Genomic DNA, 14661 nt, shown 5'->3' on the forward strand with positions numbered 1-14661 from the left:
TTATGATTCATTTCGTGGGAGCGGGGCCCGGTGCGCCGGACCTCATCACCCTCCGGGGGGCGGAGCTTTTGAAAGCGGCGGACGTGGTCATCTACGCCGGCAGTCTGGTGAATCCGGCGCTGCTGGAGCTGTGCAAAGCGGACTGCACCGTCCACAACAGCGCGGAGATGACCCTGGAGCAGGTCCTGGCCGTCATGGAGGCGGCAGAACAGGCTGGGAGGGCCACTGTCCGCCTTCATACCGGCGACCCCTGTCTGTATGGAGCCATCCGGGAACAGATGGACGCTCTGGACGCCCTGAACATCCCCTATGACGATACGCCCGGGGTCTCCAGCTTCTGCGGCGCGGCGGCGGCTGCCCAGGCGGAGTACACCCTGCCGGAGGTAAGCCAGTCGGTGGTCATCACCCGTATGGCGGGACGCACTCCAGTGCCGGAGCCGGAGTCCATTGCCGCCTGGGCGGCCCATGGAGCCAGCATGGTAGTCTTTTTGTCGGCCGGAATGCTGGATGGACTTCAGGAGGAGCTCCTGAAGGGGGCCTATACCCCCACTACCCCGGCGGCCCTGGTATACAAGGCCACCTGGCCGGAGGAAAAGGTGGTCCGCTGTACCGTAGGCACCCTGGCAGAGGCGGGCCGGGAGCACCAGATCTCCAAAACGGCCCTGGTGCTGGTGGGAAACTTCCTGAATCCGGACTACCAGCGGAGCAGGCTCTACGACCCATCCTTTACCACGGGATTCCGTGAGGCCTCCCGATGACCGTCCGGCTGCTGGCCTTCACAGACCGGGGATATGCCCTGGCCCAAACACTGGCAGCTGCTCTGGACGGCCAGGCCGCCCGCTGCGGCGCGCCCCAGGGCCTAGCGGAGTGGACGGCCGCGGCCTGGAAGGAGTCCCAGGCGCTGGTGTTTGTGGGGGCGGCGGGCATTGCCGTGCGGGCCATCGCCCCCCACGTACGCCACAAGACCGTTGACCCTGCTGTGGTGGTGGTGGACGAGGCGGGCCGCTTCGCAGTATCCCTCCTCAGCGGCCATCTAGGCGGAGCCAACGGCCTGGCCCGGAGGATCGCCGCCTTATGCGGCGCGGTGCCGGTGATTACCACCGCCACGGATGCCCGGGGGCTCTTTGCCGTGGACGAGTGGGCCAAACGGCAGAACTGCCGGGTGCAGAATCCCGAGGCCATCCTCCGGGTCTCCGCCAAGGTGCTCGCCGGCGGGACCGCCGGCATTTACAGTCCCTGGCCCATCGCAGGACGGATACCGGACCATGCAGCCCTGGCGGAAGAGCGGGACTGCGACGCCCTGCTCACCCTCCGCCAGGAGAGCGGAAACGCGCTGCGCCTGATCCCCGCCATCGCCGTACTGGGGGTGGGGTGCCGGAGAGGCACCTCCCAGACGGCCCTGGAGTGGGCTTTTGCGGAGCTCCTGGAGGACAGCGGCCTGAACTCCCTGGCCTTTTTCAAGGTCTGCAGCATCGACTTAAAACAGGATGAGCCCGGGCTCCTGGCATTCTGCCAGGACCATGGCTTCACCTTTGAGACCTTTTCCGCCCAGGCGCTTCTGGCTGTGGAGGGGAACTTCTCTCCCTCCGCGTTTGTTCAGAGCGTCACCGGAGTCGACAACGTGTGCGAGCGGAGCGCGGTCCTGGGCAGCGGCGGGAAACTGGCGGTAAAAAAACAGGCGGGAGACGGCGTGACCATGGCGGCGGCCCTGGCCCCCTTCTCCCCGGATTGGAGATGGCAGGATGAATAAGGTCTATGTGGTGGGCATCGGCCCCGGCGGAGCGGAGCAGATCACGCCCCAGGCCCGGACGGCCATGGAGCGGGCGGAGGTGCTGTGCGGCTACATGGTGTATATCGACCTGGTGCGGCCCCTGTATCCGGGCAAGGAGGTCTTTACCACTCCCATGACGCGGGAGATTGAGCGCTGCCGCCGCTGTCTGGAGTTTGCCCAATCAGGGCGGACCACCGCCATGCTGTGCAGCGGCGACGCCGGAGTTTACGGCATGGCCGGTCCCCTGCTCCAGCTCTGTCCGGAGTTTCCGGAGGTGGAGGTGGAGGTGGTCCCCGGTGTCACCGCCGCCCTCTCCGGCGGAGCGGCGCTGGGCGCGCCGCTGATGCACGATTTTTGTGTCATCTCCCTGTCGGATCTGCTGACGCCCTGGGAGACCATCGAAAACCGCCTCCGCTGCGCCGCCAGGGGGGATTTCTCCATCTGCCTCTACAACCCCTCCTCCAAAAAGCGGGCGGACTACCTGCGGCAGGCCTGTGACATTTTACTGGAGGAAAAAAGTGGGGAAACAGTCTGTGGCTGGGTGCGGAACATCGGCCGGGAGGGCCAGGAGCGCCGGGTGCTGACCCTGGGGGAGCTGCGGGGGGAGACGGTGGATATGTTCACCACCGTGTTCATCGGCAGCAGCGCCACCCAGGCGGTAAGCGGCTGGATGGTCACCCCCCGGGGCTATGAGGCTAAGAGATGAAGCTGCTGATCTTCGGCGGCACCACCGAGGGCCGTGTGCTGGCAGGACAAGCTGCTGCCCTGGGGGCTGAGGTCACCGTCAGCGTGGCCACGCCCCTGGGGGCCGAGGAGCTGGCGGGCCTGCCCGGTGTCCATATACTGGCAGGACGGCTGGACCAGGCCGCCATGGAAACCCTGCTGGCGGGTTTTGACGCCTGTGTGGACGCCACCCACCCCTATGCCAAGATCGTCACCGCCGCAGTCCGGGCGGCCTGCGAGAACACAAATACGCCTCTGCGGCGGCTCCTGCGGGCCGGGAGCGCCGCAGGGGACGCAGTCCAGGTGCCCAGCTGTACTGAAGCCGCCGCCTTTTTGGCGGAGCAGACCGGTAATATTCTTCTGGCAACGGGCTCCAAGGAGCTGGCGGCGTTCTCGCCGCTGCCGCCGGAGCGGCTCTTCGCCCGGGTGCTTCCCACCCATGACAGCATAGCCGCCTGCGAGGCTCTGGGCCTGCCCCACCGGAACATTTTGGCCCTCCAGGGCCCCTTCACCCAAAAGCTGAACGAGGCCATGCTGGAGCAATACCGGATTGCGTGGCTGGTGACCAAGGACGGCGGCAGCCCCGGCGGTTTTGACGAAAAGCTGTCCGCCGCCAGAAACACCGGGGTTCGGGTGGTACTGGTGGAGCGCCCCGCCGACGGCGGCGAGAATATGGACGCGGTTCTATTCTGGATCAAGGAGGGTCTATCATGCGGGTAACACTGGCGGGCCTTGGCTGCGGAACAGCGGCTGCCCTGACAGAGGAGGTTCGGGCCGCCCTGGCCCAGGCGGACTATCTGGTGGGAGCGGCCCGGCTGCTGAGCCAGCTCCCGGCAGGCATCACTCCCCGGCGGGAGAGCGCCACCAAGCCCCAAGAGATCGTAAAACTGCTGCTGGCCTCCGGCTGTCAAAACGCCTGCGTATTGTACAGCGGAGATACCGGTTTTTACTCCGGTGCCCGGAGCCTCCTGCCTCTTCTGCAGGGGTATGAGATTGAAACCCGCGTGCTGCCCGGCATCTCCAGCGTGCAGTACCTGGCCGCGAAGCTGGGCCGCCCCTGGCAGGAGTGGGTCCTCTGCTCCGCCCACGGCGTGGACTGCGACGCTGTGGACGCGGTGAGCCGGAACCGGCCCGCCTGCTTCCTCACCGGCGGGACTCTGGGCCCCACAGCCCTGTGCCGCCAATTGGCGGAGGCCGGGCTGGGACCGCTGCCCGTGACCGTGGGCGAGAATCTCTCCTACCCGGAGGAACATATCGAATCCGGCACGGCGGCAGAGTTCGCCCGGCGGGACTTCGCTCCTTTGAGCGTACTCCTGGCAGAGGCCGCCCCCACCCTTCCCCGGCGGACGCCGGGATTGCCCGACGAGGCGTTTCTGCGGGGTAAGGTTCCCATGACAAAGCAGGAGATTCGCGCCGCCGCCTTGGGAAAGCTGGCGGCAGGCCCGGAGGATGTGTGCTGGGACATCGGTGCGGGCACGGGCAGCGTCAGTGTGGAGCTGGCTCTGCAAACCAAGGCCGTCTGGGCCGTGGAGCGAAATCCGCAGGCCCTGGAATTGCTGCGGGCCAACCGGGAGCGGTTCCGCGCCTGGAATCTGCGTCTGGCGGAGGGCTCTGCCCCGGAGGCCCTGGACGCTCTCCCCAAACCGGACGCTGTGTTTGTGGGCGGCAGCGGCGGCGAACTGCCCCGCATCCTGCAGGCCGTCTATGACGCCAATCCCCGCGCCCGGGTCTGTGTCTCCGCCATCGCCCTGGAGACACTGCACACCGCTCTGGAGACACTCACGGCTCTGGACTGTGAAACGGAGATCACACAGATCGCCATCAGCCGGGGAAAACCAGTGGGAACGCTTCACCTGCTGACGGCTCAGAACCCGGTATTTCTCATCACGGGGGTGCGGCCTTGAGGCGGTTGATGCTCACCGCTATGAACAGCGGCAGCGGCAAAACCACCGTCACCTGCGCCCTGCTGGCGGCCCTGAGGCGGCGGGGCGTCTCAGTACAGTCCTTCAAGTGCGGACCGGATTACATCGACCCCATGTTTCATACGCAGGTGCTCGGCATTCCCAGCCGGAATCTGGATCTCTTCTTACAAGGCCCGGAGGGCGTGCGGCGCACTCTGGCCTGCCAGCGTGCGGATCTGGCCCTGCTGGAGGGAGCTATGGGGTTTTATGACGGCGTGGGCGGCACCGCGGAATCCAGCGCCTGGCAGACGGCGGACACAGAGGACATCCCGTCGGTACTGGTGCTGCGCCCCGCCGGCTCCAGCCTGACCCTGGCCGCTCAGGTGCGGGGCCTCCAGTCCTTCCGCTCCCCCAGCCATCTGGCGGGACTGCTGCTGAACAGCTGCAAGCCCGCTTTCCACTCCCATCTGGCCCCCATTCTGGAGCGGGAGACCGGCCTGCCGGTACTAGGTTTTCTGCCTCCTATAGACGAAGCCGTCTTTGGAAGCCGCCACCTGGGACTGCTGACCGCCGGGGAGATTGCAGACCTCTCCGCCCGGATCGAGGTCCTGGCCGCTCAGCTGGAGCGGACCGTGGACATCCGGTCCCTGCTGGCCCTGGCAGGAGACGTGTCCAACAGCGCCCCTCCTCCGGTCCCGCTCCCTCCGGTCCGATGCCGGATCGCCGCGGCCCGGGATGAGGCCTTCTGCTTTTTCTACGAGGATAACCTGGACGCCTTGCGGCAGTGCGGCGCGGAACTGGTTTTTTTCAGCCCCCTGCGGGACCGGGAACTGCCCTCAAACACCGACGGGCTGTATCTGGCGGGAGGATACCCGGAGCTTCATGCCCGGGCACTGAGCCGGAACGAAGCCATGCGGGAGAGTATCCGGTGCGCCGTCACGGCGGGCCTGCCCACTGTCGCAGAGTGCGGCGGCTTTCTCTACCTCCAGCAGACGCTGGAGGATGATGCCGGAACCTCCTGGCCCATGGCCGGTGCACTGGCGGGCGCAGGGTTTCAAACCGGGCGCTTACAGCGCTTCGGCTACCTGACGTTAACAGCGGATTCCGACAGCCTGCTGCTGCGCCGGGGAGAGACGGTCCCCGCCCACGAATTCCACTACTGGGACTGTACGGAAAACGGAACGGCTCTGGCGGCCCGAAAGGCGGGGCGGGAAACCGTATGGCGCTGCGGCTTTGCCTCCCCTACCCTGTACGCCGCCTTTCCCCACCTGCACTTTAACAGCCAGCTGCCCCTGGCCCGGCGCTTTGCGGACCGGGCCGCCCGCTGGAGAGAGGAACACATATGAAAACGCTTTCGGAAATCCTGTCGCAGATCACGGCCCCCGACGAGGCCGCCAGGGCCGCCTGTCTGGCCCGGTGGGACGGTCTGGCCAAGCCCCTGGGGAGTCTTGGACTGCTGGAGGCCTCCCTGGCCCGGATCGCAGCGGTGACCGGAAGCCCGGACATCACCCTGGACCGTCGGACGCTGCTGGTGCTTTGCGCCGACAACGGCGTGGTTGCCCAGGGGGTCGCCCAGTGCGGCAGCTCCGTCACCGCCTCCGTGGCCCAGGCCCTGGCCGCGGGGGAGAGCACCGTCTGCCACATGGCCCGGTGCGCCCGGTGCCGCGTAATCCCTGTGGACATGGGAATGGCGGACTTCCCCTCCACCCCCGGCGTCTGGGACCGCCGGGTGCGCAACGGCACGGCGGACATTACCCAGGGCCCCGCCATGACCCGGGCGGAATGCGTCCAAGCTATCGAGCTGGGGGCGGAGCTGGTGCGGGAATGCCATGAGAGCGGTTCGTCCATCATCGCCACCGGGGAGATGGGCATCGGCAACACCACTACCTCCAGCGCTCTGGCATCCGTCCTGCTGGGAAAGTCCCCGGCAGAGGTCACCGGCCGGGGGGCGGGCCTCTCCGACGCAGGGCTCACCCGGAAGGTCGCCGCTATTGAGAGGGCTCTCTCTCTGAACCGCCCGGACCCCGCTGACCCTGTCGACATCATCTCCAAAGTAGGCGGTCTGGATATCGCGGGCCTGTGCGGCGTATTTCTGGGGGGCGCGCTATATCGTGTCCCCGTGGTGATCGACGGATTCATCAGCGGCGCGGCGGCGTTGTGCGCCGCCCGGCTGTGCCCTGGGGCGACGTTCGCCCTGCTGGCCAGTCACGTCTCCGCCGAACCGGCGGGAGGCCTGATGCTGGACGCCCTGGAGCTCAGTCCCCTGATCTCCGCCGGAATGCGCCTGGGGGAGGGCAGCGGGGCCGTGGCGGCACTGCCTCTGCTGGATATGGCCCTGGCAGTCTACCACAGCGGCCAGACCTTTGGCCGTCTGGGTATCGACGCCTATACGCCGCAGTGAGGAGGGCGCCATGTTCACACTGGTCATCGGCGGCGCCGCCAGCGGAAAGAGCGAATACGCCGAGTCGTGGGTCATGCGCCTGCCGGGGCGGCGCATCTATCTGGCCACCATGAAGCCCTGGGATGAGGAGTGCCGCGCCCGCATCGCCCGCCACCGCCGCCTCCGGCAGGATAAGGGATTTGAGACCGTGGAGCGGTACACAAACCTGTCAGGGCTGGAGCTTCCGGCGGGAACCAATATCCTGTTGGAGTGCATGAGCAATCTGACCGCCAACGAGCTCTACGATCCGGAGGGCGGCGGAAAAGAAGCCATTCTCTTGGGTATTGACGCTCTGCTGGGGCGCGGCAGACATCTGACCATTGTCACCAACGAGGTGTTCTCCGGCGGCACGGCCTATGGGGCAGACACCCTCCGCTACCTGGAGACGCTGGCCCGGGTTAACCGCGCCCTGGCCTCCCGGGCGGACACCGTCGCGGAGATCGTCTGCGGACTGCCCAACTTCTTAAAAGGAGGACCGCAGCCATGAAGACCGTCCTGGGAACTGTCGCTGCCGCCTTTTCCATGTTCTCGGCCTTGCCGGTGCCCCAGGCACCCTGGGATGAACGGCACATGCGCTGGATGCTGGCAGCCTTCCCCCTCATTGGCCTCGTGACCGGCGCGGCCTGCTGGGCCTGGTGGGCCCTGTGCAGTGCGCTGGCCCTGCCGGCGATCCTGCGGGGAGCGGGGCTGTGCCTGCTGCCGGTACTCATCACCGGGGGCGTCCACTTAGACGGCTATGCCGACACCTGTGACGCCCTGGCCAGTCATGCCCCGCCGGAGCGTCGGCAGGAGATCTTGAAGGATCCCCGCCTGGGGGCCTTCGCCGCCATCCGGCTGTGCTGTTACTTTCTGGCTTCCTTCGCATTGTGGACGGCCATGCCCCGGTTCGACGGGCCCGCCTTCCTGCTGGCCTTGTGCATGTCCCGGGCCCTGTCCGGGCTGGCCATCGCCGCCTTTCCCCTGGCCCGGAACAGCGGCCTTGCCCACACCTTTGCCGCGGCGGCGGACCGGAAAAAACTGCGCTCCCTGCTGGCAGCGCTCTCTATCCTATTGGCGGCGATGCTGTGCCTGCGGGGTATCGGAGGAACGGCCATGGCGGCGGCGGCGTTTTGTGTGTTTCTCTATTACCGCCCCATGGCCCGGAGGAACTTTGGCGGCATCTCCGGGGACCTGGCCGGCTGGTTTTTGCAGACCGCCGAGCTGTGGATGCTGGGGGCCGCCTGCACAGCACAATATCTGGAACCTTTTTTCAGGAGGCTGTTATGATCTTTATCACAGGCCCGCTGCTGGCGGGCAAACAGAGCTATATCTGCGCCGCCCTAGGGCTCTCACTGGACGAATTCGCCCGGCGGGCCGTGTGGGACGTGCAGGAGCTGGCGGCAAAGGAACCGGATCTGCCCGCCCTGGCGGAGGCCCTTGCTCAGCGCGAAATCGTCATTGCCACAGAGGTGGGCGGCGGCGTAGTGCCCACAGACCCGGAGGAGCGGGAGGCCCGGGAAGCCGCCGGACGGCTCAGCTGCCTGCTGGCGGAGCGGGCAGACACCGTGGTGCGGGTGTACTGCGGCCTGCCCCAGGTACTAAAGGGGCAGCTTCCGTGCTGATCTATCTTCTGCGCCACGGGGCCACGGACTATAATGCCGATGGCCGCTACCAGGGCCGGAGGGATATCCCCCTTTCTTCCCCAGGCCGGGCGGCCCTGAGGACGGCAGACTTCTCCCCGGAGACCGTCTATGTCTCCCCCCTCTCCCGGGCGGCGGAGACCGCCGCCATATTGTTTCCCGGCGCGGTGCAGATTCCCCTTCCCGCTCTGGCGGAGATGGACTTCGGCGTCTTCGAAGGGCGAAATTTTCAGGAGATGAAACACGACACCGCTTATCGCGCCTGGGTGGCGGGCGGCTGCACCGGCCAATGCCCCGGCGGTGAGAGCCGGGAGGAATTCTCCGCCAGGGTGTGCGGCGCCTTTACCTACCTGGTGGACCAGGGACTTGCCTCCGGCGCGGAGCATCTCGTGATTGTGGCCCACGGCGGCACCCAGATGGCGGCGCTGGAGCGCTTTGCCCTGCCCCCGCGGGCGTATTTTGATTGGAAATCCCCCTGCGGCGGCGGCTTTTTGCTAAGCAGCGCCCCCTGGCGGGCGGGCCGCCGGCTGAATCTTACCGCAGAAGTACGCTACACAAAGGATTGATCTCATGGAAATCGTCTATGCCGCTCTAGGCGGCTTTGCCCTGGACCTGCTGCTGGGGGACCCGGCCTGGATACCCCACCCAGTGGTGTGGATGGGGCGGTGCATCGCCTGGCTGGAAGAGCGGCTCCGGACCGCCTTTCCAAAAACGCCAAAAGGCGAACTGGTTGCCGGAACTGTGCTGGCGGCGCTGCTGCCTCTGGGAACTCTGGCCCTGTCTCTGGGCCTGCTCCGCCTGTGCCGCCTGGCTCACCCCGCCCTGGCGTTTACGTTGGAAACCGTATGGTGCTGGCAGGCCCTGGCAGTGCGGGGGCTGGCGGCGGAGAGCGAAAATGTACGCCGGCGCCTCACAGCCGGCACGCTGGAAGAGGCCAGGCAGGCGGTGGGCCGCATCGTCGGACGGGACACCGATGCCCTCAGCCCCCAGGGCGTAACCCGGGCGGCCGTGGAAACGGTGGCGGAGAACTTTGCCGACGGCGTGGCCGCCCCCATGGCTTATATGCTCCTTGGAGGCGCGCCTCTGGCCCTTTGCTGCAAGGCCGTCAACACCATGGACAGCATGGTGGGCTACAAAAATGACCGCTACCTCCACTTCGGCCGCACCGCGGCGAGGCTGGACGATGCCGTCAATTTCCTCCCCGCCCGGCTGGCGGCGCTGCTGCTGGTCCTCTCCGCAGGCCTCATGGGAGAAAGCTTTTCCGGCGCCTGGCGAATCTGGCAGCGGGACCGCCGCTGTCACGCCAGCCCCAACTCCGCCCAGACAGAGTCCGCTATGGCCGGAGCCCTGGGCATCCAATTGGGGGGACCGGCGGCCTACTTCGGGCAGGTCCACGACAAGCCCACCATCGGCGATCCCCTGTGGGAGACGGAACCGGAGGATATTCTGCGGGCCAACCGGATGCTGTATGCCGCCAGCCTCCTGTGTCTCATTCTCCTGTGCGGCCTGCGGGTTTTCATTCTGAAAGGAGTCAAACTATGACGGACCACGGCGGCGACTGGGCCAGCTTTGAGGGAACATACGGTGTGCCGCCCCTGGATTTTTCCGCCAATGTCAGCCCTTTCGAGCTGCCGGCGGCCGTCCGGAATGCGGCGAAGGCAGCTCTGACAGAGACCGGGCGGTATCCGGACCCCCAGTGCCGCGCCCTGCGGAAGAAACTGTCGGCATATCACGGCATACCGGCGGCCTGGATTCTCTGCGGCAATGGGGCGGCGGACCTGATCTACCGTCTGGCGGGAGCCCGGCGGCCCCGTACCGCCCTGGTCACCGCCCCTACCTTCTCCGAGTACGAAAATGCCCTGACACTGTGGGGCTGCCGCGTCTCCCGATTCTCTCTGAATGAGGCAAACGGTTTTTCCATCACGGAGGACATCCTCCCCGCCATCACGCCGGAGCTGGACCTGCTGTTCCTCTGTGAACCCAACAACCCCACGGGCCGCACCACGGACCGCCTGCTACTGGAGCAAATTCTGGATCGCTGCGCTGCCTGCGGCACACTGCTGGCTGTGGACGAGTGTTTCAACGACCTTCTGGACGACCCAGCGGCCCACACTCTGCTGGAGTCCCTCCAGCGCTATGAGAATCTGCTGATCCTGCGGGCCTTCACCAAAAGCCGGGGACTTGCAGGCCTGCGGCTGGGGTACACCCTCAGCCAGGACGCCGCCCTGCTGGAGGCCATGGCCCGCAGCGGGCCGCCCTGGGCGGTATCCGCCCTCGCCCAGGCGGCGGGCATCGCCGCCCTGGAGGACCAGGAAAGCCTGAAAGCCCTCCGCCGGCTCATCCGGCGGGAACAGCCCCGGCTGGCAGCAGGATTGTCGGCCCTGGGCTGCCGGGTCTGCCCCGGGGAGGCCAACTACCTGCTGTTTTTCCAGGGTATACCTGCCCTGCCTCAAAAATTGGCACAGCGGGGCGTTCTGATCCGGGACTGCTCCAATTACCACGGATTGGGCCACGGCTGGTACCGGGCCGCAGTGCGCACGGAGGCGGAAAACGGCGAATTCCTGAAAATCATGAAGGAGGTGCTGTAAATGGCCCGATGCATCATGGTGCAGGGCACCATGTCCGGCGCGGGAAAAAGCCTGCTGGCGGCGGCGCTGTGCCGGATCTTCCATCAGGACGGCTGGCGGGCCGCCCCCTTCAAAGGCCAGAATATGGCTTTAAACAGCTATATCACCCGGGACGGACTGGAAATGGGCCGGGCTCAGGTAGTCCAGGCCCAGGCGGCGGGCATTGAGCCCGATGTACGGATGAATCCCGTGCTGCTCAAACCCTCCAGCGACACCGGAAGCCAGCTCATCGTCATGGGAGAGATACGGGGTCAATATGAGGCCGCCAGCTACTTCCGCATGAAAAAAAGCCTGATTCCGGAGGTCTTGGAGGCCTATGAAAGCCTTGCCTCGGAATACGACATCATTGTTATCGAAGGGGCCGGCAGCCCTGCGGAGATCAACCTGCGGGACGGTGACAGTTTCGTGAATATGGGCCTGGCGGAGCTGGTAAACGCCCCAGTGCTGCTGGTAGGGGACATTGACCGGGGCGGCGTGTTCGCCCAGCTGTACGGCACCGCGGCCCTGCTGGAGCCCCAGGAGCGGGAGCGGATCGCAGGCCTTGTCATCAACAAGTTTCGGGGTGATCCGGCCCTGCTGGAACCGGGCCTTGCCATGCTGGAGGAAAAGACCGGCATCCCGGTGCTGGGCGTCGTCCCCTACACCCGGGCGGACATCGACGACGAGGACAGCCTCTCCCCCCGGTTGGGGAAGACCCAGGTCCGCCGTCCCATAGATATCGCTGTCATCCGTCTGCCCCGCATCTCCAACTTCACAGACTTCTCCCCCCTGGAGAGCCACAGCGCCCTGGGGGTGCGGTATGTGGACAGCGCCGCGGTCCTGGGCGCGCCGGACCTCATCATCCTGCCGGGCACCAAGAGCACCATGGACGATCTCCTATGGCTGCGGCAGAGCGGTCTGGAGGCCGCCGTCTTAAAGCTGGCGGCAGGCGGGGTCGCGGTACTGGGGGTCTGCGGCGGATACCAGATGCTGGGCCAGATTCTATCCGACCCCGAGGATGTGGAGCGGGGCGGCAATCTTCGGGGCATGGGACTTCTGCCCTGTGAGACCGTGTTCTCCCCCCAAAAGACCCGCACCCGGGTCACCGCCGCCGTCACGGCGGAGCCCTTCGCCGGGGCGGAACTGGAGGGCTATGAGATTCACATGGGCCTCACCCGGCGAACCGGCGGCACTCCCTTCTGCCGCCTGGCAGACGGGCAGGAGGACGGTGCCGCCGCGGAAAACGTATTCGGCACCTATCTCCACGGCCTCTTCGACAGCGGCGCGCTGACGGAGCGGCTGGCCGCCTGGCTCTTGGGACGCAGAGGCCTTTCTTCGGAGCAAGCCCTCGTGGAGAGCCGCCGGGATTATCAGGAGCGGCAGTACGACCTGCTGGCAGACACCGTTCGGTCCAGCCTGGATATGGCCGCCGTCTATGCTGCCATGGACCGGTACGTCCAAAACACTACAGGAGGACCATCGTCATGAATGTACGCCACACCCTTCCCGGAGACATCGAGCGGACCAGCATGTCCATCATTGCCGCGGAGCTGGCGGAGCGAAACATCATTTTGCCGCCGGAGCACGAGGCGGTTGTGAAACGGGTCATCCACACCACTGCAGATTTTGACTACGCGGAAAATCTACGCTTCACCTCCAGGGCGGCGGAGTTGGGCCAGGCTGCCCTGCGGCGGGGTATTCCCATCGTCACAGATACCAACATGGCCAAGGCGGGCGTCAGCAAGCCCAGCCTGAAAACTTTGGGCTGTGAGCTCCACTGCTTCATGGCAGATCCAGAGGTTGCAATGCTGGCCAAAGAGCAGGGCCTCACCCGGGCGGCAGTTTCTATGGAAAAAGCCGCCCGGGAGCTTCCCGGCGCCATTCTGGCGGTGGGCAACGCCCCCACGGCCCTGCTGCGGATTGCGGAACTGATAGCGGAGGGGCTGCGCCCCGCCCTGGTCATCGGAGTTCCGGTAGGATTTGTAAATGTGGAGGAGAGCAAGGAGATCCTCTTTGCCGCCTGTGAGGCCTGCGGCGTCCCCGCCATCGCGGCTATGGGCCGCAAGGGCGGCAGCAATGTGGCCGCCGCCATCTGCAACGCCCTGCTGTACGCCGCCACGGAGACGTTGGACCCCTCTGCCCGAGGGTGGCAGTGACATCAGTTAAAAGGGGAGCGGTCATTTTTCATGACCGCTCCCCTTTTTCGAGCTGATATCCGGCATCTGGCACAGCAAAAGGCGGCAAATATTGGGCTGTATAGTTAGATAGTGTCTACTCGAGTTAAGTCTGGATAGCAGCCCAAATAGCGATACAACGGACGTGTACCGCAGCAATAAAGGCGCCGGAGGTCTTAGCGTAGCGAGTGGCAATGCCTCTCCACCGTTTTGGGACCAGAAAAGAGTTTTCTACCAGGTGTCGCAGTTTATAGAAATATTTGCCATAGCTACGCTGTTTTTTGCAGTTCTTCTTCGGTGGAATCACGGGTTCCATCCCCATTGAAACCGCATATGCCAGAATACCGTTCGTGTCATAACCCCGGTCCGCCAAAGGATTTGGACTGGCATACCATGCGCATCCACGGCCAGATGTATTTTGGTGTTGAGCTCCCTTTTGTCCTGGACATATCCTGATTGCCACCCTTTGCTTCCGCTGCGTGGGGATGCACCTGGATATGGCTGGCGTCAATCATCAGCCATTCATAATCCGGCTCATCAATCAGAACTTCCAAAAGCTTTTCCCAAATACCTTTTCTGCGCCAGCGGACGAACCTCTGATGAACACTGCCCCATTTCCCGTAATCGGGGGTAAGTCTCGCCAGGGCGCTCCTGTTCGCAATACCGAGAACACTGCGTTGATAAAACGGCGGTTATCTTGGGCAATCCCGCCCCACTGACCCCGTTGTACAGGCAGATTTGGTTCCAGCAACGTCCACACTTTATCGCTTATGTCATGCCTGTGATAGGATGCTCCATTTTATTTTCCCCCGTCTTTTATGATGCTTCTATTCTTTCACAATCTCTTCCCCTTGTGTAGACACTATCTAACACGCTTGAAAAGAATTCAAAAAGGACGATGTCAAAGGAATGAAGGAGTGCTCCCTGTCAAGTAGACAAAACAGAGAAAAAGTAAAGCAGAAAATATCCGCAAGGAGTTTCCTGTTTCTATTGATTTTGGGATTGTAAAAATTCAGCAGGCGGCATACCAATGTCATGAAGTTAAGGAAATTCACCCAATAATGGGGTGCAAAAATGTTTTGGATTCTAAGTGCTTAGCTGAAATCTAAGAACATTTTGATGCCCCATTATTTGGAAATTGGTCTTATCTTAATGACATCGGGCGTCATACAGCCAAGTTTTTTCTGATAGCACTCATTGTTGTAGAAATTAGGCCTTGTTTGAAAAGCAGGGAAAATTGAGCTGAATCAACAAAATAGCGATAGCGGCAATGTAAACGAAGGCGGGAAAAGAAGTATCCAATTTGTCATATCTGGTGGCGGTTCTGCGAAACCATTTGAGCTTTTGATTGAAGATTTTATAATTTCCAGCTCTAACCTTATGTAACTCGGCAAATGGCGGCAAAGCCTTGATTTTCAGGCGTTTCC

15 protein-coding genes and 2 pseudogenes are annotated in these 14661 nt (G+C 64.2%); 15 read left to right on the forward strand and 2 right to left on the reverse strand.

From position 1 onward, the window contains the following. Positions 1–2 precede the first annotated feature (2 nt). The 15 genes from cobM to QZ326_RS02925 are packed head-to-tail and all read left to right on the forward strand — an operon-like array spanning position 3 to position 13216. Positions 3–758, forward strand: coding sequence for a precorrin-4 C(11)-methyltransferase (gene cobM, locus QZ326_RS02855; RefSeq protein WP_295740985.1), 756 nt, complete (start codon positions 3–5; stop codon positions 756–758). Continuing rightward, positions 755–1750, forward strand: a complete 996-nt coding sequence (locus QZ326_RS02860; protein WP_295740987.1) for a cobalt-precorrin 5A hydrolase — start codon at positions 755–757, stop codon at positions 1748–1750. Before cobM ends, QZ326_RS02860 begins: the two co-directional genes overlap by 4 nt. Further along, positions 1743–2477, forward strand: a complete 735-nt coding sequence (cobJ, locus tag QZ326_RS02865) for a precorrin-3B C(17)-methyltransferase (protein ID WP_295740989.1) — start codon at positions 1743–1745, stop codon at positions 2475–2477. Before QZ326_RS02860 ends, cobJ begins: the two co-directional genes overlap by 8 nt. Beyond that, the gene (gene cobK / locus QZ326_RS02870) at positions 2474–3214 is read left to right on the forward strand and encodes a precorrin-6A reductase (RefSeq protein ID WP_295740991.1); all 741 of its coding nucleotides are present in this window, start codon (positions 2474–2476) and stop codon (positions 3212–3214) included. Before cobJ ends, cobK begins: the two co-directional genes overlap by 4 nt. Further along, positions 3205–4398 (forward strand): precorrin-6y C5,15-methyltransferase (decarboxylating) subunit CbiE, encoded by a 1194-nt coding sequence (cbiE, locus tag QZ326_RS02875; RefSeq protein ID WP_295740993.1) that lies wholly within the window; start codon positions 3205–3207, stop codon positions 4396–4398. The genes cobK and cbiE overlap by 10 nt, the downstream gene beginning before the upstream one ends. Then, positions 4395–5741, forward strand: coding sequence for a cobyrinate a,c-diamide synthase (locus QZ326_RS02880; RefSeq protein ID WP_295740995.1), 1347 nt, complete (start codon positions 4395–4397; stop codon positions 5739–5741). The genes cbiE and QZ326_RS02880 overlap by 4 nt, the downstream gene beginning before the upstream one ends. After that, complete coding sequence (gene cobT / locus QZ326_RS02885; protein ID WP_295740997.1) at positions 5738–6796, forward strand: nicotinate-nucleotide--dimethylbenzimidazole phosphoribosyltransferase; 1059 nt, start codon at positions 5738–5740, stop codon at positions 6794–6796. Before QZ326_RS02880 ends, cobT begins: the two co-directional genes overlap by 4 nt. 10 nt (positions 6797–6806) lie before the next feature. Beyond that, on the forward strand, positions 6807–7322 hold the full coding sequence (locus QZ326_RS02890; protein ID WP_295740999.1) for a bifunctional adenosylcobinamide kinase/adenosylcobinamide-phosphate guanylyltransferase: 516 nt from the start codon (positions 6807–6809) through the stop codon (positions 7320–7322). Next, positions 7319–8101 (forward strand): adenosylcobinamide-GDP ribazoletransferase, encoded by a 783-nt coding sequence (locus QZ326_RS02895; protein ID WP_295741001.1) that lies wholly within the window; start codon positions 7319–7321, stop codon positions 8099–8101. The genes QZ326_RS02890 and QZ326_RS02895 overlap by 4 nt, the downstream gene beginning before the upstream one ends. Further along, entirely contained in the window at positions 8098–8436 is a 339-nt protein-coding gene (locus tag QZ326_RS02900) for a bifunctional adenosylcobinamide kinase/adenosylcobinamide-phosphate guanylyltransferase (RefSeq protein WP_295741003.1), read from the forward strand. Before QZ326_RS02895 ends, QZ326_RS02900 begins: the two co-directional genes overlap by 4 nt. Continuing rightward, a complete protein-coding gene (locus QZ326_RS02905) occupies positions 8430–9020 on the forward strand; it encodes a histidine phosphatase family protein (RefSeq protein WP_295741005.1) in 591 nt (196 codons plus the stop codon). The genes QZ326_RS02900 and QZ326_RS02905 overlap by 7 nt, the downstream gene beginning before the upstream one ends. A gap of 4 nt (positions 9021–9024) precedes the next feature. Beyond that, positions 9025–9996: an adenosylcobinamide-phosphate synthase CbiB gene (gene cbiB, locus QZ326_RS02910; RefSeq protein ID WP_295741006.1), complete on the forward strand. Its 972-nt coding sequence runs from the start codon at positions 9025–9027 to the stop codon at positions 9994–9996. Beyond that, entirely contained in the window at positions 9993–11042 is a 1050-nt protein-coding gene (locus tag QZ326_RS02915) for a histidinol-phosphate transaminase (protein ID WP_295741007.1), read from the forward strand. Before cbiB ends, QZ326_RS02915 begins: the two co-directional genes overlap by 4 nt. Next, the gene (locus tag QZ326_RS02920) at positions 11043–12548 is read left to right on the forward strand and encodes a cobyric acid synthase (RefSeq protein ID WP_295741009.1); all 1506 of its coding nucleotides are present in this window, start codon (positions 11043–11045) and stop codon (positions 12546–12548) included. Beyond that, positions 12545–13216: a precorrin-8X methylmutase gene (locus tag QZ326_RS02925; protein ID WP_295741011.1), complete on the forward strand. Its 672-nt coding sequence runs from the start codon at positions 12545–12547 to the stop codon at positions 13214–13216. The genes QZ326_RS02920 and QZ326_RS02925 overlap by 4 nt, the downstream gene beginning before the upstream one ends. Before the next feature lie 124 nt (positions 13217–13340). Here QZ326_RS02925 and QZ326_RS02930 read toward each other — a convergent pair. Beyond that, positions 13341–14006 (reverse strand): annotated as a pseudogene (locus tag QZ326_RS02930) (IS5 family transposase). Positions 14007–14443: 437 nt separating this feature from the next. Further along, positions 14444–14661: pseudogene (locus QZ326_RS02935) on the reverse strand (hypothetical protein); the annotation flags it as partial.

Origin of the sequence: uncultured Oscillibacter sp. (assembly GCF_910587525.1) — a bacterium.
Taxonomy (GTDB): Bacteria; Bacillota; Clostridia; order Oscillospirales; family Oscillospiraceae; genus Oscillibacter.

Excerpts from the sequence above, each read along its gene's own strand:
- cbiB (WP_295741006.1), top strand. The coding sequence starts at position 9,025 with ATGGAAATCGTCTATGCCGCTCTAGGCGGCTTTGCCCTGGACCTGCTG.
- QZ326_RS02890 (WP_295740999.1), top strand. The coding sequence starts at position 6,807 with ATGTTCACACTGGTCATCGGCGGCGCCGCCAGCGGAAAGAGCGAATAC.
- QZ326_RS02915 (WP_295741007.1), top strand. The coding sequence starts at position 9,993 with ATGACGGACCACGGCGGCGACTGGGCCAGCTTTGAGGGAACATACGGT.
- cobT (WP_295740997.1), top strand. The coding sequence starts at position 5,738 with ATGAAAACGCTTTCGGAAATCCTGTCGCAGATCACGGCCCCCGACGAG.
- cbiE (WP_295740993.1), top strand. The coding sequence starts at position 3,205 with ATGCGGGTAACACTGGCGGGCCTTGGCTGCGGAACAGCGGCTGCCCTG.
- QZ326_RS02925 (WP_295741011.1), top strand. The coding sequence starts at position 12,545 with ATGAATGTACGCCACACCCTTCCCGGAGACATCGAGCGGACCAGCATG.
- QZ326_RS02900 (WP_295741003.1), top strand. The coding sequence starts at position 8,098 with ATGATCTTTATCACAGGCCCGCTGCTGGCGGGCAAACAGAGCTATATC.
- QZ326_RS02860 (WP_295740987.1), top strand. The coding sequence starts at position 755 with ATGACCGTCCGGCTGCTGGCCTTCACAGACCGGGGATATGCCCTGGCC.
- cobK (WP_295740991.1), top strand. The coding sequence starts at position 2,474 with ATGAAGCTGCTGATCTTCGGCGGCACCACCGAGGGCCGTGTGCTGGCA.
- QZ326_RS02920 (WP_295741009.1), top strand. The coding sequence starts at position 11,043 with ATGGCCCGATGCATCATGGTGCAGGGCACCATGTCCGGCGCGGGAAAA.
- QZ326_RS02895 (WP_295741001.1), top strand. The coding sequence starts at position 7,319 with ATGAAGACCGTCCTGGGAACTGTCGCTGCCGCCTTTTCCATGTTCTCG.
- cobJ (WP_295740989.1), top strand. The coding sequence starts at position 1,743 with ATGAATAAGGTCTATGTGGTGGGCATCGGCCCCGGCGGAGCGGAGCAG.
- cobM (WP_295740985.1), top strand. The coding sequence starts at position 3 with ATGATTCATTTCGTGGGAGCGGGGCCCGGTGCGCCGGACCTCATCACC.